Origin of the sequence: Novosphingobium mathurense (genome assembly GCF_900168325.1) — a bacterium.
In the GTDB taxonomy this organism is placed as follows: domain Bacteria; phylum Pseudomonadota; class Alphaproteobacteria; order Sphingomonadales; family Sphingomonadaceae; genus Novosphingobium; species Novosphingobium mathurense.
Genome location: NZ_FVZE01000003.1, coordinates 473,793 through 492,230 on the forward strand (window position 1 = coordinate 473,793; position 18,438 = coordinate 492,230).

Annotated in this window: 16 protein-coding genes; 3 read left to right on the forward strand and 13 right to left on the reverse strand. The window is 62.3% G+C overall.

Annotated elements, in window-relative coordinates; genetic code table 11:
* Positions 1 to 158 precede the first annotated feature (158 nt).
* The 3 genes from B5483_RS13135 to B5483_RS13145 form a co-directional block, all read right to left on the reverse strand.
* On the reverse strand, positions 159 to 428 hold the full coding sequence (locus B5483_RS13135; protein ID WP_231634751.1) for a hypothetical protein: 270 nt from the start codon (positions 426 to 428) through the stop codon (positions 159 to 161).
* Between the two features lie 308 nt (positions 429 to 736).
* Positions 737 to 1,663, reverse strand: coding sequence for a mechanosensitive ion channel family protein (locus tag B5483_RS13140; RefSeq protein ID WP_079730659.1), 927 nt, complete (start codon positions 1,661 to 1,663; stop codon positions 737 to 739).
* Positions 1,664 to 1,665: 2 nt separating this feature from the next.
* On the reverse strand, positions 1,666 to 4,998 hold the full coding sequence (locus tag B5483_RS13145) for an SMC family protein (RefSeq protein ID WP_245829155.1): 3,333 nt from the start codon (positions 4,996 to 4,998) through the stop codon (positions 1,666 to 1,668).
* A 311-nt stretch (positions 4,999 to 5,309) separates the two neighbouring features.
* Here B5483_RS13145 and B5483_RS13150 point away from each other — a divergent pair, with 311 nt between their 5' ends.
* A complete protein-coding gene (locus B5483_RS13150) occupies positions 5,310 to 5,510 on the forward strand; it encodes a hypothetical protein (RefSeq protein WP_231634753.1) in 201 nt (66 codons plus the stop codon).
* A 222-nt stretch (positions 5,511 to 5,732) separates the two neighbouring features.
* On the forward strand, positions 5,733 to 6,296 hold the full coding sequence (locus B5483_RS13155) for a hypothetical protein (RefSeq protein ID WP_079730660.1): 564 nt from the start codon (positions 5,733 to 5,735) through the stop codon (positions 6,294 to 6,296).
* A 368-nt stretch (positions 6,297 to 6,664) separates the two neighbouring features.
* Here the strand turns inward: B5483_RS13155 and B5483_RS13160 are convergent, their stop codons facing one another.
* The 3 genes from B5483_RS13160 to B5483_RS13175 form a co-directional block, all read right to left on the reverse strand.
* The gene (locus B5483_RS13160) at positions 6,665 to 6,997 is read right to left on the reverse strand and encodes a cupin domain-containing protein (protein WP_079730661.1); all 333 of its coding nucleotides are present in this window, start codon (positions 6,995 to 6,997) and stop codon (positions 6,665 to 6,667) included.
* 68 nt (positions 6,998 to 7,065) lie between these two features.
* A complete protein-coding gene (locus tag B5483_RS13165; protein WP_176168039.1) occupies positions 7,066 to 9,108 on the reverse strand; it encodes a TonB-dependent receptor in 2,043 nt (680 codons plus the stop codon).
* 876 nt (positions 9,109 to 9,984) lie between these two features.
* Positions 9,985 to 11,037, reverse strand: coding sequence for a Leu/Phe/Val dehydrogenase (locus B5483_RS13175; RefSeq protein ID WP_079730664.1), 1,053 nt, complete (start codon positions 11,035 to 11,037; stop codon positions 9,985 to 9,987).
* 128 nt (positions 11,038 to 11,165) lie between these two features.
* On the opposite strand from B5483_RS13175, the gene B5483_RS13180 reads away from it, so the two are divergent.
* Complete coding sequence (locus B5483_RS13180) at positions 11,166 to 11,627, forward strand: Lrp/AsnC family transcriptional regulator (RefSeq protein ID WP_054947575.1); 462 nt, start codon at positions 11,166 to 11,168, stop codon at positions 11,625 to 11,627.
* A gap of 7 nt (positions 11,628 to 11,634) precedes the next feature.
* On the opposite strand, the gene B5483_RS13185 is transcribed toward B5483_RS13180, so the two are convergent.
* The 7 genes from B5483_RS13185 to trxC form a co-directional block, all read right to left on the reverse strand.
* Positions 11,635 to 12,786, reverse strand: a complete 1,152-nt coding sequence (locus tag B5483_RS13185; RefSeq protein ID WP_079730730.1) for a glycosyltransferase — start codon at positions 12,784 to 12,786, stop codon at positions 11,635 to 11,637.
* 16 nt (positions 12,787 to 12,802) lie between these two features.
* Positions 12,803 to 13,294, reverse strand: a complete 492-nt coding sequence (locus tag B5483_RS13190; protein WP_139383999.1) for a DUF2141 domain-containing protein — start codon at positions 13,292 to 13,294, stop codon at positions 12,803 to 12,805.
* 23 nt (positions 13,295 to 13,317) lie between these two features.
* Complete coding sequence (locus B5483_RS13195) at positions 13,318 to 14,244, reverse strand: hypothetical protein (protein WP_054947577.1); 927 nt, start codon at positions 14,242 to 14,244, stop codon at positions 13,318 to 13,320.
* Positions 14,245 to 14,267: 23 nt separating this feature from the next.
* On the reverse strand, positions 14,268 to 15,404 hold the full coding sequence (locus B5483_RS13200; protein ID WP_245829158.1) for a glycosyltransferase: 1,137 nt from the start codon (positions 15,402 to 15,404) through the stop codon (positions 14,268 to 14,270).
* Between the two features lie 235 nt (positions 15,405 to 15,639).
* Positions 15,640 to 16,380, reverse strand: coding sequence for a DUF2334 domain-containing protein (locus B5483_RS13205; RefSeq protein WP_054947579.1), 741 nt, complete (start codon positions 16,378 to 16,380; stop codon positions 15,640 to 15,642).
* Between the two features lie 115 nt (positions 16,381 to 16,495).
* Positions 16,496 to 17,797: a sugar MFS transporter gene (locus B5483_RS13210; protein ID WP_054947580.1), complete on the reverse strand. Its 1,302-nt coding sequence runs from the start codon at positions 17,795 to 17,797 to the stop codon at positions 16,496 to 16,498.
* Between the two features lie 132 nt (positions 17,798 to 17,929).
* On the reverse strand, positions 17,930 to 18,376 hold the full coding sequence (gene trxC, locus B5483_RS13215; RefSeq protein ID WP_079730666.1) for a thioredoxin TrxC: 447 nt from the start codon (positions 18,374 to 18,376) through the stop codon (positions 17,930 to 17,932).
* Between the last annotated feature and the right edge of the window lie 62 nt (positions 18,377 to 18,438).

The following is an 18,438-nucleotide window of genomic DNA, read 5'->3' on the forward strand; positions in this document are numbered from 1 at the left end:
GGCAGAATTTTCAGCTGACCGATAATAGAAGGTGGCAATTAAATATGGCGTGCCTGCCCGGACTGACATGCGCCGCGTTGCGCTGCGCAATCCGGGCAGGACAACCCCGATATGTCGGCGCTGCCGCAAATCGGGATTCGAAAACATCCTTGCGGACCTTACTGGGTATCGCCGATCTTCGTTTCGCTCGGTGCGATCTCGCCGTTGTCGTCGATCTTGTTGGCGGCTTCTTCGCCCTGTTCCTCGACCCTGTCGGCCTTGTTCTCAAGAGCCTCTTCCTGCGCTTCGGTGGTGGCGTTATCGGCCATTTCGTCCAGCTGATCCGCGCGGTTTTCCGCCGCATCCTCGACGTTGTCGGCCTTCTCGCTCTGGCAAGCAGCCAGAGCCAGCAATGCGGCCGGTCCTGCCAGATAGATAAACTTCTTCATCATAAGTCTCCCGACGATCAGTCTTACGTGCTCGACATTGTTGTTTGCAGCAGGATGAGCCGTCAGCTCAGGGCCCGCATGACAGAAGTCGTCGCCACTCTTCGCGTCTTGCAAGGGGAGGTGACGACGACCTGAAGACACAACAGGCGATATTCGGAAAAGTTCCGTTCCTGCATTTCGACGAATTTATGAACACTTTTGAACATAGCGAAATAAAAGGCCGAATTTCGGGCTGCGGAGTGGTGGATTGTCAATCCGGAAACTTCGGCTCAACCTGTATAAAGGCCGCATCGTCGTGACGGCGGCGTCTATATTGTCTTTGCTTTGGTCGAATGCTTCGCTCCATGATCCGGTAGGGGCACAGCGCCGGGAACCACGATCCCCTCAGCTTCAAAAGCGCGCAGAACCCGCAGATTGACGTCGGATTCAAACGCCTTCTCGAAGCGAGTATCGAGAACATAGGCCTTGAGGCGCAAGCGCACGCCCACCAGATAGTCAGATACCCACTGCTTCACGAGCACTGTTACCGGTTTGGCGAGAAAGACGAAGCGGCTCGACAGCGCGGCTTCGTTGACGATTTCGTATGCGCGATCGATGTCCTGGCCGGGGGCGATGTAGAAATCCATCACCACCTGCATGTCGAGCGCGCCATAATTGCCAGAGGACGTGATCTCGCTCAGGAATTTGCTGTTGGGGATCGTGATGGTGTTGTCGTCGAGTGTCTGCATCCGCACGGAGCGCAGGCCGATTGCGGTGATATCGCCGTACTCGCCACCGAAGGACACGCGATCGCCCACCTGGAACGGGCGGTCGAGCATGACGATCACGCCGGCAATGAAAGAGGCGACGAGGTCCTTCATTGCAAAGCCTACGGCGACCGCGATCGTGCCGCCGATGACGGCAAGCGTCGTCTCGTCGAAGCGGAACGAGAGCAGGAGGACGAGAACCGTCGTCGCCACGTAAATGACGAACTGGCCCAGCGTGTTGATCTTCTGCAGGGTCAGGCGGCGCGAGGAAAATTCGTTGCTGAAAGCAGAGACGAAGCGCGAAAGCAGACGCAGCAGGGCCCAGGCACCACCGATCACGAAGAGCGAGGTGATGGCACCGCTCCAGCGCACGATATCCGCCAGCTTGCTGATCGTATCGGCGTCGATCTCTGCCTGCGCATGGGCCGCGCTGGCCGGCATGATCATGCCGCCGACCAGATAGAGGAGCCGTCCGAGGCGTCCAGACATCTTCATTTGATCCCTCGCACCGTCAGGTTCTGCCGCAGGAGCAGCCGCGTTGCTTCCATCCACCAGTGCAGGGTGATCTGGTAATAACCTGCAACGGGCGCGATGACTCCGAGGAGTTGCAGGCTCCTCAGGGCATCGGTAACGATCGATGTGGAAAGGTCCGTGCTGGCCTGGATCGACGGGACATCGGCCATGTCCATGCGCATGATTGCGCGCAGCACGAACAGCGAGGGCAGCGGCAGGGCCGCCAACCTGTCCACCGCCGGAGCATCGAACGTGCGCACGACGACCCTCTGGTCAAGGCCGTCGACGAACAGCGACTGTCGCCAGTAGTCGAGGGCGATGGCCGGATTCCCGTTCACATATTCGGCCAGCCGATCGAAGTAGCCGCGCTTCTTGCGCTCCTCGACGGTCAGGTCCTCGCCGAGTTCGAAGACACCGTCGTCGATCATGGCGGAAAAGTCCGGCTGCAGGCCGACCTGCGCGGTCCGTCGCTCGATCAGGGCGCGCAGGTCCGCGGACGACCAGTGCGGCAACCGGATCACGGCATCGAAAAGGACGCGATCGATCCGGGCGCGCTGCAGGAAGCTCCAGGCATCCTCGCCGATGGTGAAGGCCCAGCGGCAGTTGATCCCGCTCGACCGGGCCATGGCGATCAGCGTGTCGATGGCGGCAAGCCCGCCGATCGCGGGGATCACCAGCCGCTGCAGGTCATCTACGGTAATCAGGCAAGGAGCGTCTGCGCGCGCCAGCCAGCCGGACAGTTCGGCGGGATCGGGAGATTTCACTCCGGTGCCGAGCGCTGCGTGAAGGTCGCGCAGAAGCGCCCCCAAGTCGGGCGAGCCAACCGACAGGCGAACGACCTTGCCGCAATCTTCGTATTGCCCGGAAAGGTCTCGCAGAAACGATGACTTGCCCAGCCCGCGCTCCCCGACGACGAGGGTGACCGTGCCGGGCTGCAGCTCGGGCAAGGCGAGCCCGCCCGGTCGATCCTTGCCGGTGCGGAATTCGATCGGCAGGCGATGGGGATCAAGGCACTCGAGAACTTCGGGCGAGGGGCGGTGAAAGCGCCCGCTGGCCTTGTCTTCTGCCACCTGCCGGGCGGCCTGGATCCGGGCACGTTGTTCGAAAAGTTCGCGAACCAGTGCCAGGTCGCGCATGCGGCGCGCGATGATGGAGCGCAGGCCACGCAGCAGGAGCAGGGCGCCAGCGGCGATGCGCCCGAGCAGACCGGTAAAGCCGCCCGGGTCATGCGAGACCCAGTCCAGCAGGGAACTGTCCCGCGCTTCGGCTTGCGCAAGAGCGACGATCCGGGCCCGCCACCAGTTCGTCAGCAGGACAAGGATTGCAGGCGCCAGAAGCAGGGCAAGGGTGAAGACCCAGTTGTACATTGCGCCCTTGCCGACGCTGGCGCTGGTGAGGTTGAGCAGCAGGCCCACGGCGAGCAGGCTGCCGGCGATCAGCCTCAGCGAATTCCACCGAAGCGTAGCGCGTGGATCGTCCCGCCCGCGACCGCGCGCGAGTTGGTCGACGAGATTGACGACGAGGACGGTCGTCAGCGACCAGAACAGGACGATCCAGATAAAGGAGAGTCCCGGTATCACGAGATCATCGGGCAGGAGCCACCGGAAGAGGATGGTCAGCACCAACCAGTCGAGCGGCTTGCGAACGCGGCGCCAGTATTCGAAGAACCCGGCTTGCAGGCTGCTCGCAAGCGTGCGGGGGCGCTTCGCTTGCGCCTCGGCCTGAGCGCGCCGCAGCATCGGGTCGCCGTTGCGACGCCACCAGCTGAAGACGAGAGCGATGGCGAAGAGGCGCAGCAATGCCAGCACGAATTCGGGGGTGGGCCGCTGGAACGGTTGGGAGACCTGCCCCAGCGTCTGGCGCCAGGACTGCAGGTTGAAGCGCAGCTCGAGCACGATCTCCGAGATTTCCCGGCGGACCTGAGCCACGCCCTCCGCGCCGAAACCGGTCACTTGCGCGCGCTTGGAAGCGCTTAGGGACGACAGGAGCGCGAGGCGTTCGCCATTGAGCAGGACCATCGCATCGTTCAGCGCACGGCGCTTCGCCCAAAGCTCTTCGCCGTAGGAGGCACGAAGCAGCACTGCGGCGCGCGCCAATTCGGCCTTCTGTGTGTGCAACTGCCGGGTTGCCGGAAGATCCTGAGGGAGCGCGGGGTCGAGCGATCCGGGCTCCAATGCGCGGTCCCGCCCGTTCTCGCTGGTGTCGAGCGCCCGGCGCAGTTCCTGTCGGATGCGGGTCAATTCCGGCACGAGTTCGGCATAGATCGAATCTGCCTGAAGCTCGCGGCCCTGACCCTTCTCTCCCAGTTCCTGGATGCGGCGGCGCCAGCTCAGGGCGGATTCGAGAATGCTGTCCGGTTCGGCCTTGGCTCTGGCCAGCTGGGCACGGAATGCGGCCTGAACGCTCTTCGTCCGCAGCAGCCGCGCCTGTTCGTTGGCGATGAGGCGCTCCTGCTCGCTCGCGGCATTGTGGGCCGCCCGGGCGGCGTCGCTGAGCTGCGACTTGGCCACATCGAGCAGGGCATCCGCGCTGGCGATTTCGTCGGCCGTGCCCGAACTGACTCCCGATGCGGCCTCCAGCTGGGCCAACGTTGCGGGCTGCAATTGCAGCACCTCGGATTTTGCCGCGGCGATCTGCTTGCGCAGCCAGGCGATCCTCTCATCGATCGGGGCATCAGCGGCAGGTTCGGGGCCGGGGAAGGGCGCCTGGCCGGTCAATGTCTCGAGCCGCCTGCTGTCGATCCCTGCGCTACCGTTACTGATCAGGCCCAGCTTGAGGACGGCAGAGGGGGCAGGCTTGCCCGCCAGGAAGTCCTGCAGGCCCTGCAGCTCGCGCTGCAGCCGTGCCAGTTCCTGCGCTGCCGCCTCATTGGTCTTCTGCTTTGCGCGATAGCTGTCATAGCGCTTGCGTTGGGCCTCCAGCAGCCGTTCACGCTCCGTTTGCGGCAGGCGCAGGAAGGCGGCTTGTGCCAGCGCAAGCTTTGCCTGATCGGCGGCAAGGGTCTTGAGGTGCGAAGGATCGGCTTTCGCCTGCGCATAGAAGGAGCCATCCGTCACCAGCTGCGCAACGGCATGGGCACTGGCTGCATCGCTGCTCGTGAGTGAGAAGGAGAAGAGGTTGGCGACATCGACATCGGGATCGAGCCGCCCGGCCATCAGGTCTTGGATCTGTTGTGCCTTGCCAACCGCATCCGATGATTTTTGCCGCCCGGCAATGCTTGCAGCCTGCTGCTGTCCCGCGGCCAATTCGGGAAGCAGGAGGAGGCAGGCCATAAGGCCGATCAGGCATAGCTTGATAAGTCGCAGCACCATGTCAGCCCCGGCCCCGCATCCCCCTTGCTGAGCGCAATAGTCTATCCGATCCCCCGCGAAAGTGCATGTCTCGCAGCAGGTGAGGAATTCAGCGATCAGTGCTTAGCAAAGCTCCGGAAAATAGCAAAATTCGAGCCGGGGCGGAGTTTATCGGGCGTTCCTCGGGCCTGCGCGACGACAAAGTCAGTTGGATGCTATCGCGGCCCAATCATTTTGCCGCTCGTCGTACACAGCACATACCAACGCTGCTTCCGGGCCGATATCTTATGCTATGTATCCGCCCGCGAGTCCCGCAGCATGGAGGAGAGACCATGGCAACCTATACGCTGAGATTTTCGGATGACGGTCGAGGGCTGGACAAGAAGATCGAGTTTCAGGCCGAAGATGCCAGCGGCGCGTTGATCGTGGCCTATTCGGAAGCGCCCCATCGCAATGCCGAGTTGTGGGAAGGGGCGCGAAAGCTCTGCACGATCCGCCGCGACACGGCGCAGGTCTGGCGCATCGGCGCCTGACGGCGCGCCACATTTTCTGAGAAGCGACTACGGGCCCGCCACGTGCGGGTACGGGATGCATACGCGTGCCTTGGTTTCACGAGGGGCGTCCTGTTCGCGCCGCGATGGACCGATGTCGGCACGTCCCGCGCGGTTGTCGTCCAATCTCAAGCGGGCTTCCTCAACGAAGCGCCAAGCGACTATGCGCCTTGTCCGGGGCATGGACGAAGTGGAGACAAGATCGTGAGTACCTGCCCGACACGAAGCGGCGAGATTGAGCTGGCCGACGCCCAAGCAGACCTGAAAACGGAGGCCTTGCGCAAGGACCTGCGTCTCGGCCTGCAACTGTGCCGCGCCAATACGCTATCGCTCACCCGTCTGCAGCTTGCGCTCAAGAGCGGTGACAGGCGCAGTACGCTTGAAGCGATCGATCGGCTCCACGCGCTCGATACGCAGATGGGCAGGCTCGTGCGGCAGGTGCCGGGCCATGCCAATGACGATCCGGAAATGCAGGCGCTGGCGCGCCACGTCGACGAGCAGAACATGGCGATTGCCTTCGAGAAGCTCGCACTGGTCAGCGCAGTAAGCGGGCCCAACCTCGTATCGCGCCACCCTGCGTGGAATGGCGGCCGGGAAACTTCGGAAGACTTCCCCGACCTGCCGGATCCTGGCGAACCGCTGCCGGATTTGCCCGACCATCTGATCGTTGCCGACGAACTGCCCTACCGCAAATGGCTGGGCGTCCTGCTTGGCCTGCTCGTCTTCATGGCCATCGCCTTTGCGGCGGTCTTCGCGCTGACGGGATAAGGCGCAGCGCGAAGATCCTGTCCGTTCTGTTCGCGAAATATGACAAAGATGCGCGTCGGACAAACCATGTAATTCAAGCGTTGCGAAGCTTTGTCATCGACATGAAAGGCGAGCTATATGGCTCGCCGAACATGGCAGCCATCTAGATTGAACGAAGGTTTTCGATCTTCGGTCATGCAAAAGAGCCGTTCGAACTGGCTTTTGGGAATTTGGATTGAAACGCAGATGCCCAGCCGCTCGGGCCGACCCGATACGGGCGAATGGCAGCCATTTGGAGAGGGTGACGGTCGGATAGAAACGCCTTTTTCCGACCTTTGGCGTTCATCATCGCAAATGGAAGCCATGCCAACCATAAGCCGACAGTGGCCTTATGAATACACGAAGAACTCCAGTGTGGGCTCGTTTACCGTCCATGTATTGACACTGCCCTTGAGGAACGATGCGCAGCTTCCGGCCTTCAGTTCATGAATCTCTCCACCGGAGGTCTGCACAGTAAGATGGCCATGGATGATATAGACGATCTCGTTCTGATGGCAGGGTACTTTCGTGCCTCCCTGTGCCTGTTCCGGAGTGGCGCGCCAGAAACCTGCGGAGAGCTTGCCATCGCCATCGTCTCGCAGCATGTGAACTTCACCGACTTCGAACGGCTCCCAATCTTCCGCAGCGATGGAACTGGAGATTATGTCGGGAATGGCGATCATATTGATACTCTTCTATGGGGTGTTGAAGGCCGCCCCCGGCATAGGAGCGGCCCTTGTTATTGCTTTTCTCAGAAGGTTTTGGTGACCGACAGGCCGAAGGTGCGCGGATCGCCATGCTTCGTGAAGTAGATGCTCATCGGAGAGAAAGGCACGGACTCGTTGAGGTAGTGCGTTTCGAAGACATTCTTCACAAAGGCCCCGATCGTCAGCCCCGCATTCTCGTTCTCAAGGCTGAGAAACGCGTTGGTGATCGTGTAGCTCTTCTGACTGGCGAACGGGTCCTGATTGTTATCGAAATACTGACGGCTGTTATATGTCGCTTCGGCCCGAGGCGTCAGCGTTACGCCTTCGCCCAGTGTGAAGGCATATTGTGCCGAGGCCGTCAGGTTGAGGCGCGGCGCCAGCGGCAGACGATTGCCAGACAGTGAAGAGAGGTTGGCTATGGTGACCTTCTTGATCTTCGCATCGAGCAGGGTGCCGGCGAACTGGAGTTTGAATGCGGAAACCGGACGCAGGATCAGGTCGAATTCCAAGCCATAAGTGCGTGCACTTGCCGCATTGACAACTTGCGTAACGGGCACCACGCCGTCAACGAAGTTGAATACCTGCATATCGCTGAAGTCATTGTAGAATCCGGCGAGGTTCAACGTGACGGCACGATTGAGCCAGCTTGATTTCAGGCCGATTTCATAGGCGTTCACATATTCCGGTTTGACCGTCGTGAACTCGCCAGGCACGAACACGGTGCCGTTAAAGCCTCCTGTTTTGAAACCCCGGTTAAAGCTGGCGTAAAGCAGCTTGGTGGGATCGACCTGATAGTTCACGCCGACCTTATATGTCGGCGCCTTGAACGTGCGCTTGGTGTACGCATCCACCAATGTGACCGGTACGCCGGAGAAATCATATACGCCGTCGTCGATGGTCAGGAAGCTGATGCTCTTCTTTTCGTAAGTATAGCGTGCGCCCGCAATCAGGTTCAGCTTGTCCGTGACCTGATAGGTAACCTGACCAAAGGCCGCATAATCGGCGGTCTTCTGGTTGTAGCTCTGATCGCTTGTGCCGCCAAAGAAGGTCGTGATGTTGCTTGCGGTCAGGCGCTCGCGGAAATAATACAGCCCACCGAGCCATGACAGGGGGCTGTCATTGTCCGATGCCAGACGGATTTCCTGCGAGACCTGACGGCTGAGGTCATGATAGTCGACCGTCGCGACTTCCGCGGGGGAAGCGTCGGTGTCTTCCCATGTCGAATAACGCGTGCGGTCATAGGACGTCACCGATACGAGATTCGCGCCGCCCAGATCGGCTTCCATACGGAGGATCGCGCCTTTCTGACGGATGCGTTCGCGTTCGTTCTGGTAGGGGCTGGAGATCGTGTAGAAATCCTTGCTGGCGACGAAACCGTTGATGTCGCCAAGCTCGCCGGTACCGGTCGGGACCAGGCCACGGCTGTAATAGTAGTTCGGGTTCGCCTTGGTATTGGCGGCATGCACGTTCGCCGTGATCGTGACGTCTTCGCTCGCCTTGTAGCGGGCGATAGCGCGACCCGCATAGGTGCGATAGCCATAGGTACGGCGGCTGGTGAAATCGTTGAACTCTACGCCCTGACGGCGGTCATAAGTGCCAGCAAAGCGCACCGAAAGCTGCTCGTTAAGCGGGATCGTCACCCCGCCTTCAATGCCTCGCTGAAAGAATTCACCAGCGCTGGCAGTGACATAGCCTTCGAAATCGTCGCCCGGTTGCTTGGAATTGAAGTTGATCGCGCCAGCGGTGGTGTTCTTGCCATAAAGAATGCCCTGCGGGCCGCGCAGCACCTCAACACTTGCCAGGTCGTACATCTGCGCCAGCTGGCCTGAGCGCGCGGCAATGAAGACTTCGTCCTGATACACGCCGACTGCCTGCTGGTCGGTGGCATTGAAGCTCTTGAAGCTTATGCCGCGGATCGCAAACACAGGCTTGGAGAACTGGAAAGAACCGGCGATCTGGAGGCCGGGCGTGGCGACCGCAAGGCTACGCGGATCGTTGATATGCGATTGGGCGAGTGCAGCGCCGTCAAACGCGGCGATCGAGATCGGCACTTTTTGCAGTGGTTCCGCCCGGCGCTGTGCCGTCACGATGATTTCGCCTTCGCCGGGGGCGTTGCCTGCAGACTGGGGTTCAGGCCTTTCTTGTGCAAGCGCGACAGAGGAGCAGCCACAAAGCGCCGCTGCAAGCAGCGAACGCGTTACATACGCGAACGTAGTCGATTGTTGAGTCAAAAGAAAACCCCCCATGGAAGCGCCAAGCGCGCAAATACTTTATGTTTAAAATTCTTTGGCCAACATCTGCAATGCGTCCGGGGCTGTCAAGATCAATTTTCTGGGCAGGCTCAGAAGTTATTGATCAGAGGCAGAAGTTGGCGGTCGCAGTGACGCCTGCGCCAGAAAAGGAGGAGGCTTTCAGGCATCGACAGTGGCATGTCGCGATGCGCCGCCAGTATAGGTGCGGACCTGCCCAGCGGTCGTGAAAAAGCAGATCGGACGAGCGTTCGCATAACCCACCTGTTATGCAGCATGCCACCCTTGTTGCGTCCGATCAGGCATCCCGCCCCCCTTTTTCACCCCAAGGATGGATGTTGTACGGCGCGCTTTGAGTTAGACGGCGCCGAGCATATTCGTCTTGCGCTAGGGGAGCTGAGATGTGCCAGGCCTTTGTCAGGCGATTGAAGGAGCCCCTGTCGCTCCACCGTTCCCAGCGATTGTAGAGCGACATTTGCAGGTCGTAGTCACGCGGTGTATCCCGCTGTCTCATCCCAACACGATTGACAAGGATAATCCCGCGCGGATCACGCGGGTCATCAACCCGCTCGCGACGATGGCTCATCGAAAAAGGGCTGACGGCGCGCCATCCGCTCGTCCGTCAGCCAAAGGAAATCGCTCGTGCTTCATGCTCCGCACCGCGAACCTGAATTTCCCCATTACATTAGATCGATGGGTCCATACCCTAGCGGATCAGGTGTTGGCTTGGGCGGGCTGCGCCATCAGCTGTTCGGCAATGCGGTTGGCCACCTGTGAAGTGGGCAGGTGCAGTTCGCCGGCCTGCTCGAGAATGTCGGCCGTACGCGGCCCGATGCGCATTACGCGGGCGCGGACCTGGTTCTCGTCCTCGTGCAGGTATTCCGCCGATACATTGATGATTCCCCCGGCATTGACGACGTAGTCGGGCGCGTAAGTGACGTCCATGTCCAGCAGGCGGCCAGCGATATGCGGGGCGGCGAGCTGGTTGTTCGCAGCGCCGCAGACCACCTTGGCCCTGAGTACGTCGAGCGCGGCATCGTTCAGCGCACCGCCAAGGGCGCAGGGCGCGAAGACTTGCGCATCCACCCCGGCGATGTCCCCGACCGATGCCACCCTGGCCCCGAGCTTGTCGGCAAGTCCGGCGGCGCGTTCATCGACGATATCGGCCACGACTAGCTGCGCCCCTGCCCTGGCGAGCATGTGGCACAGTTCGGCGCCGACGCTTCCCAGACCCTGAACGGCAACCGTCATGCCCGACAGCGACGAACCATAAGCGAACATGGCGGCCGCCTTCATGCCTTCGAACACGCCCAGGGCGGTCCAGGGGGAAGGGTCGCCGCCGGCGAAGCCCGGCCTTGCGCTGCGACCGGCGACGTGGCTGGTGTGAAGCGCTGCGAATTCCATGTCTTCCACGCCGGTGCCGACATCTTCGGCGGTGACGTAGCGTCCGCCCAGCTTCTCGACTTCGCGACCGAAGGCTTCGAACAGGGCGCGGCGGTCGAAATCCCCTTCCGGGCGCCGCAGTACGGACTTGCCCCCGCCGAACGGCAGTTCGGCCATGGCGTTCTTGTAGCTCATGCCCTCTGCAAGGCGGGCCGCATCGGCAAGCATCGTCTGCGCATCGGGATAGGTCCAGAGGCGGCAGCCGCCGGCCGCGGGGCCGCGCGCGGTGGAATGAATGGCAATCACGCCGTCGAGACGAGCAGCTTCGTCGATCAGGCGGACATATTCCACGTGCGGCAATTCGTGGTTGGCAGCGGCAGTCATCTTTTCAAGGCTCCGGTTGGTGTCGTCGCTATTATCGCGGAGGTGAGGAGGGAATTCTCACCTCATTGGAGCTCGTCTGCTTTCAATATGGGAAGGACAGACCTGAATTTTGAGGATATCAGGTCATAATGATCGAACTTGATGCCTATGAGAAAAAGATTCTCCGTGAACTCCAGCGCGACGCGAATCAAACGACAGCCCAGATCGCCGAACGGGTGGGGCTGTCCGCATCCCCGTGCTGGCGGCGGATCGACCGGCTCGAACGCGAAGGCGTGATCAAGCGGCGTGTGGCTCTTGTCGACCGCGAAAAGGTGGGGCTCAACGCTCACGTTTTCGTACAGGTGAAGCTGACAGCGCATGGCCGGGCCAACCTCGACGAGTTCGCTAGCAAGATCCGCGAGTTTCCCGAGGTGCTGGACTGTTACGTGCTGATGGGCGCGGTCGATTTCATGATCCGCGTCGTGGCAAAGGACATCAACGCCTACGAGCGGTTCTTCTTCGAGGAACTCTCGCAGCTTCCCGGGGTCCAGGAAGTGATCTCCACGGTGGCCCTCTCGCAGATCAAGTCGACGACCGAACTGCCCATCTGACCGCAGTTCAGGCGGCGCTGCGGGTGTCTGCCGTAGTCGCCTCGTAAGTGCTGAACAGATCGGCGAAGTGCTCTTCCATGGATCGGGCGCGCAGGGCCGGGCGTGGGCGGCTGACAGCGACGTCGCGGATGGCAAGGGCGCAGCTGGCGGCATTGCCCGAGATGTAAGTCCGGCCTGCACCGCCGGCTGCGTGATCGGCCGCGCCGCCGCCATCCGGAACGATAACCGGCGTGCCGCTGGCGCGGGCCTCGGCCGCCGCCATGCAGAAGGTCTCCGCTTCGCAGCCGTGGACGAGTGCGTCGGCGCTCGCCATGAGCCGAGCGAAGGTTTGCCGGTTACGTTCGGGCCGGAACAGTCGGATATGCGGGTTGCCCGAGATGTGCTTGAGGATCGTGCGCTCTTCGCGCCCTTCGCCCAGCATGACGAGGCCGATCGGTGCCCATTGGCTTGCGGCATTCACTGCGTCGATGACCATGGGCCAGCGTTTCTCCGGGGCAAGCCGACCAACGCCGAGAAGCAGGGTGGCGCCTTCGGGCAGGTCGCAATCGGCCAGAAGCCGCGCGCGCAGCGCGGGATCGCGGTGATCGGGAGAGAAGCATCCCGGTTCCACGCCCATGGCAATCGTCGTGGTATTGGCAACGCCGCCTTCGCGCAGGCGCCGGGTGAGATCGCTGTTGGCGCTGACGACATGATCGAACTTGCGGCTGTGCTTGCGCAAGTGCTCCCAGAAGACCGAGAACTGCCAGTCGATCGTCTTGCGCGAAAAGACCTGACCGAACCAGCGGTAGGCATAGGCCGACAGGGGATCGGCATGCATGATCAGGCTGCGCGGTGCTGGCCCCGGCCATTCGGCAACAAGGCCGGCACTGCGCCACGGCGAAGTCGCTTCGACGAAGTCCGGCGCTTCGGCATCGAGCGCGGCATATAGCGGTTCGGCCGCGGGAAAGTACCAGTACTTGCGGTCGAGCGGAAAGCGTGGGCTCTTTACGGTCACGATGCGCGCTCCGGGTCCGCGCTCGATCACTGCGTCTTCGTCGCCCGGGGCGATAATTACGATCTCGTGGCCCAACCGCGGGCCGATCTGCAGCTTCTGCTCGACATAGGTGCGTACGCCGCCGCCCATGGGCGAATAGAAGGCGCAGACATCGACGATCTTCATCGGGTGGTGATCCTTTCTAGCGAGCGCGATCGAGCGGCGCGACGCCGAGGCCATGCTGGTAATTGAGGACGATGGTGATGGACGTGGGACCGTTGCCGGCCTCGGCGCTGGCCTTGGCCGCCTTGGGCTTGCCCCAGCCCAGACGCGGATTTCCGGCAAAGCCGATGCCGTCCGTGCGCCATCCGAACTTTCTGTTCTCGTCGCGGTCGTGAAGCAGGCTCACCGCGTAGGTTCCGGGATCGGGCAGGCGGATACACATGACCGGGGTGCCCGTCGTCGGCACCGGCGCCACTACGCGGCGGAAGGTCTTGCCCTCGCTGATGAGGATGTTGTCGTCCTCGAGGAAGTCCTTGTTGTTGTCCGGGTAGACCTCGAGCTTGAGAGTGCCCTTGCGGTCCTTGAGACCGTCGACCCTGACCAGGAACGAGGGGCCGCGCTCGCCCGGGCGGCAACGCCCTTCGGCCTGCCCCAACTCCGGCGTCGAGGGGATCACGGCTGCGGCAAGCATTGGCAGGGCGAGGGGCAGGGCAGTCACGCCGGCTTCTCCGGATTGGCCAGATCGTTGATCGCAAGAAGGCTGCCTAGTACGAGATGGGCAGCGAGAATCAGGCCGGCCATCAGCGCCATAAGCGCGCCGATATCGCGTTCATGGCCCAGCGCTACGACAGCAACGCCGGCGAAGAGCAGGTCCTTGTTGGGCACCAGAGGCAGGCGCGATACGAGCTGGCGCAGCGTGGCGAGATAGAGCCACCAAGAGAGCGGGACGTCGGGCAAAACGATGTGCCAGAGTAGCGCGGAAAGCAGGGTCGAAAGGCCGATGCGGGCAAGGTGGACCTGCATGATCATCGACAGTTCGGCGCGTGGGAGGGTGAAGACGCGTCGCCGCCAGATCGTCGCTGCCACGGAAATCGCGAGGATTACACCCAGCGAAAGGGTGAGCATGTGTGCATCGAGCCCGAGCTGGGTCGATCCGATCATCGGGAGCATCACGACGAGAAGCAGGACGGTGACGCCATTGCCGGCCATGGCCGAGAGGATCGCGACATCCTTTACCGCGCCGAATGGTGCTGCATCGAGCGAAACGCGGCGCCGTGCCCAGGTGTAGAAGTAGGCCTCGCCGAGGTAGCCCAGCAACAGCTCGTTGTAGACTTTCTTGCGCAGCAGGGCGAGAAAACCGGCAGGCGGGATGGTCCACAGACGGCGGAAGATCACCCATTCGCTTGCCGGTGCAACGAAATAGGCAGCGGCAAAGACGACCCAGAAGCCCGGCGATACCGGGATCATGCCGAGGACGTGGTGGATGTCGAGCCGGCTCATCTCGTGGAAGACAGTGGCAATGACGGCCAGCGAGAGCACGATCGAGAACACGGCATTGCGGCCGCGGGTGGACTTGCGGTCCAACGGCGTCAGCTCGATTGCAGCTGCGTCATTTGCCAGGATGGCGGCGGGTTCGGACACGAAGTTCTCCGATTAGGGGCTGGTCAGCTCAGGCGCGGGCCGTGGGTTTGGGATGATAGGCAGCTCATCGTGAGCTTGCGCTGGCGATTGCGTTCGTTCTGTCGCACGACGTCGTTCATCAGCTCGATGTAGCGCCGGGCCGCGCCTTCCAGTTCAAAGCCGGAGGCTATTTGTCGCGCTCTTGCAGGATCGGTGCGGAACTGCCGGATCGCGACAAGCCCCCTGGCTAAGCTCTCCTCGCAGCGGGCCGGGACGAGAACCCCGGTCCGGCCATTGTCGAGCAGGTAGGACATGCTCACGCAGCAATCGGTGGCAAGAACCGGCAATCCGGCTGCCAAAGCCTCGACGATGACGCCGGGTAGCCCTTCGTAGTCCGAACTGAGGACGAAGGCATCGGCCTCTGCCAACAGCGGGTCGATGCTCGCCAGGTATCCGGTGAAACGCACCCGACCGGCGATCCCCAGTTCCGTGGCAAGCAGCACCAGCGCGTCATGCTCCGGGCCCTCGCCGGCGATGGTCAGGGTGTCGTCGGGGCGGGCCGCCCGGGCGAAGGCACGCAGCAGCAAGGGGAAGTTTTTCTGCGGGACGAGACGGCCGGCCGTCAGGTACCGGGTGCTCCAGACCTTGGTATGGCGGCGCTCGATCCGGCTCAACAGGTTGAGACGTTTGCGCGGCAACAGGGGGTTGGCGATCGTCGCCAGTTGCTCGGGGAGGGCGAGAGTGCGCTCACGGATTTCGCGATGCATAGGCTCGGACAGCGCGACGAGGCGATCAAATACGGTCCCGTGCAAGCGAAGCCAGGAGTCGTAACCGCGGCGCATCAGAGGCGGCATATCCGGGCGGTTGAGCGCATTGCTTACCTTCAGGATCATCGGTGGCGCGCAATCGCCCAGCAGCAGCTTCACCGCCGCGGCAACGACGGCATAGGTGTTGCCCGGGCAGAACAGGACGTCGACCCGGTTCTCAATCAGGAAGCTGTACAGGCTGTGCACCATCCAGGGCGTTTCCCAGGAAGCCGTCGGCAGTCTGGTCGGGATCTGCCAGTAGTCGAGCGCGGGTGCACTGCACAGATTTGCGCAGCCTGAGCGTCCGAGCACGATCGTGACCCTGTGGCCGGCGCGATCCCATTCGCTGGCCAGACCCAGCGCGACGCGCTCCACGCCGCCAGGTTCGAGACTGTGAATCGGAACTGCGATCCTGAGAGAGCCGTGCATGTCCACCCTGACGCCGCCAAATGACCTCGTCCACAGTTGCGGGACAAGGTTTTTTCTTTTGCGGGCGTGCTCCTATGGGCGCCAGATTTCCGGTTTGTGACGGCAGCTCAGGCTGTCATCTGAGAGATCGAAATTCGACGCCGAAGTGTCATCCGGGCATTGCTGCCGGGAACGGGCTCGCTCAGGACAGATCGGCGTAACGCGCCGGGTGGTGACTGCGGGCAAAACGGCTTAACGTGGCGTCGATGCTGGAAAGCAGAGATGGCTTGGTCACGTCGCCCGGATGGACGGCGATGCGCACGGTGTCGAGCGCATGGGGCAGGACCGTGCGGGCAAGAGCGGCAAATGCCAGCGAAGAGGCCGTGCGCGCTGTGCTTCTGCTCGCCCAGGTGATGACGGGCCCCTTGGCGAGTACCCTGTCGCTAGTTGCGTTCCAGACTTTCCAGTGATCCTCGGCGAGGGCGAAGCCGGCCTGCCTGAGTGCGGCCAGCGACCCTTCCCCGTAGAGCCAGGCCGGAGCGATGAAGCCAGCCACTTCGCGGCCGATGGCATCTTCGATCAGGGCCTTTCCCTCTCGCATCAGGCGCAGCGCGGTGGCTTCGTCGAGGCCGAGGAATTCGCCTTCTCCGGCCGTCATGTGCCGCGCCTTGAAGCTCGCCGCGCCGACGTGCCGGGCCGTGTCGCGGTGGAACCAGCCATGGACGAACATCTCGATCCCGCTATCGGACCACGCGCGTAGCCGGGACTGGAATGCCTTGTCTTCGCGAAGAGGGGCCGCGCCCCAGTGGTCGGGAACGACCAGCATGGCGAAGCGGCCTTGGCCCAGTCGGTTCTCCAGCAGTTCGGCGAGCTGATCGACCTCAGCCTCGAACCTGGGGCCGACATCGTGAATCGATGCCAGCAGGCGCTTGGTGCTGCTCATGACGTACCGGCGATCCCCGCGTGGCTGCTTTTCGCGGGCGGAGATAGGGCTTGGGCGTCGCCATCACAATATCCCGCCTCAGCAAGGACGGGATATTGCCCGGCAATCCTGTCCGTCAGGCCGTGACGGGTTTTCTCGCGTACCAGCCGAACAGGGCGATGATAGCATAACACAGGGCCGGCAGTGCGAGCGCGATCTCGAGGCTTCCGGTCACGTCGGCAAGATGACCGGTCAGTGGCGGGATCACCGCGCCGCCTACGATCATCACGCAGATCACGCCCGAACCGTCCGCGGCGCGCTTGCCCAGGCCTTCGCAGGCGAGGCTGAAGATCGTCGGGAACATGATCGAGTTCATCAGGCCGATGGCGAGATAGGTGTAACCCGAGACCACGCCGGTGGTGTGCGTCGAAAGCAGGATCAGGCCGATCGCGCAGGCGGCATTGAAGCTGAGGATCTTGCCCGGGCTGACCATGCGCAGCAGGGCCGAGCCGATGAACCGACCGATCAGCGCACCGCCCCAGTAGAGCGGGATCAGCTTGCCGGCGGCCTGTTCGGTGAGGCCGAGCACGTTTTCCTGCATCATGTAGTTGACGATGAACGAGCCGATCGCGACTTCCGCGCCGACGTAGAGGAAGATACAGCTGGCGCCGAAGCCGAAGCGCAGGCGGCGCATGAGGTCGAAGCTCCTGAGGATCGACCCGCCTTCATGCTTCTCGCCCTTGAGGCGGTTGCGGTTGAACCACACGACGCCGGCAATGACGGCCAGCGCTACGGCAAGTCCAAGGTAGGCGCGTTCGATCGCGGCCGTTTCCGCGACCCGATAGGCCGCGAGTTCCGCGCCCGACAGGTCTGCGGCGCTGACTGCGGCGAGGCCGCCCAGCATGATGATCGTGCCGACATAGGGGAAGATCGTCGTGCCCAGCGAGTTGAACGCCTGCGCGAAAGTCAGGCGCGAGTGGGTGGTCTTGACCGGGCCCAGTAGCGAGATGAGTGGGTTGGCGACGACCTGAACGATTGTGACGCCTGCCGCGAGAATGAATAGGGCGAAAAGGAATACGCCGAAGGTGGCGCTGGCGGAGGCCGGGATGAACAGCAGGCAGCCGGCCATCATGGTCAGCAGGCCGATGGCCGCGCCGCGCATGTAGCCCACACGCTTGACGAGCGCCGCACCCGGGATCGAGATGATGGCATAGGCGGCGAAGAATGCCGTCTGGACGAGCATCGCCTGCATGTAGTTGAGCGTGAAAAGCTCCTTCAGCTTCGGGATCAGCACGTCGTTGAGCGATGTGATGCCGCCGAAGATGAAGAACAGGGCCATCACGAAGAGGCGCAGTTCTGGCGCATCGATGTGCGGGCTGGGGCCTTCGTCGCCGACTTGGGGGTCAGTGCTGCTTGTCGCACCCGGTGCGAGGGCCATTGGCGATCCTTCTCCGAAACATCAAAATACAATGCCCCGCTGCACTTAGGCAGCTTGAGGCGAGCGCGCATCTAGTCGCGGTGCAAGGGGACAGGCAAGCAACTGCGGGGAATTTGACCACGAGAATTCGAATTATCGGCCGATGGCGCTCTTTGCCCAGGCGACGATGGCACTCGTTGGCATGGCGCCAGCCTGCCGCGCGACTTCGCGTCCTTTGGAAACTACGGCAAGGGTCGGAATGGACTGAATCGCGTAGCGGGCGGCAATGGCGCGCTCCGCTTCCGTGTCCAGTTTGCCGAGGCGCATGTGAGGTTCGAGTTGCGGCGCAGCGGCGGTGAACGCGGGGGCCATCTGTCGGCAGGGGCCGCACCAGGAAGCCCAGAAATCGATAAGCAGGGGAATGTCGCTTCGCGACGCATGGGCGTCAAAGTTGGCGGATGTGAGCGTAAGGGGCGCTCCAGTGAACAACGGAGAAGCGCATTTGCCGCATTTGCCCCCGGCACCCAGTTTTGCGGCCGGAACCCGGTTGGCCGTTGCGCATGCCGGGCAGATGACGATCCGTGCGTCGTTCTGAGTCATCGAGTCTCTCTGTGCCTGTCCTTGACGGTACAAGGCAGGATCGAACGCTCCGTGACAAGCCT

Bases quoted from the DNA above. Each gene is read 5' to 3' on its own strand.
- B5483_RS13180 (WP_054947575.1), top strand. From the start codon at position 11,166: ATGATCGAACTTGATGCCTATGAGAAAAAGATTCTCCGTGAACTCCAG.
- B5483_RS13210 (WP_054947580.1), bottom strand. From the start codon at position 17,797: ATGGCCCTCGCACCGGGTGCGACAAGCAGCACTGACCCCCAAGTCGGC.
- B5483_RS13185 (WP_079730730.1), bottom strand. From the start codon at position 12,786: ATGAAGATCGTCGATGTCTGCGCCTTCTATTCGCCCATGGGCGGCGGC.
- B5483_RS13140 (WP_079730659.1), bottom strand. From the start codon at position 1,663: ATGTCTGGACGCCTCGGACGGCTCCTCTATCTGGTCGGCGGCATGATC.
- B5483_RS13145 (WP_245829155.1), bottom strand. From the start codon at position 4,998: ATGGTGCTGCGACTTATCAAGCTATGCCTGATCGGCCTTATGGCCTGC.
- B5483_RS13175 (WP_079730664.1), bottom strand. From the start codon at position 11,037: ATGACTGCCGCTGCCAACCACGAATTGCCGCACGTGGAATATGTCCGC.
- trxC (WP_079730666.1), bottom strand. From the start codon at position 18,376: ATGACTCAGAACGACGCACGGATCGTCATCTGCCCGGCATGCGCAACG.
- B5483_RS13205 (WP_054947579.1), bottom strand. From the start codon at position 16,380: ATGAGCAGCACCAAGCGCCTGCTGGCATCGATTCACGATGTCGGCCCC.
- B5483_RS13190 (WP_139383999.1), bottom strand. From the start codon at position 13,294: ATGCTTGCCGCAGCCGTGATCCCCTCGACGCCGGAGTTGGGGCAGGCC.
- B5483_RS13160 (WP_079730661.1), bottom strand. From the start codon at position 6,997: ATGATCGCCATTCCCGACATAATCTCCAGTTCCATCGCTGCGGAAGAT.
- B5483_RS13150 (WP_231634753.1), top strand. From the start codon at position 5,310: ATGGCAACCTATACGCTGAGATTTTCGGATGACGGTCGAGGGCTGGAC.
- B5483_RS13135 (WP_231634751.1), bottom strand. From the start codon at position 428: ATGAAGAAGTTTATCTATCTGGCAGGACCGGCCGCATTGCTGGCTCTG.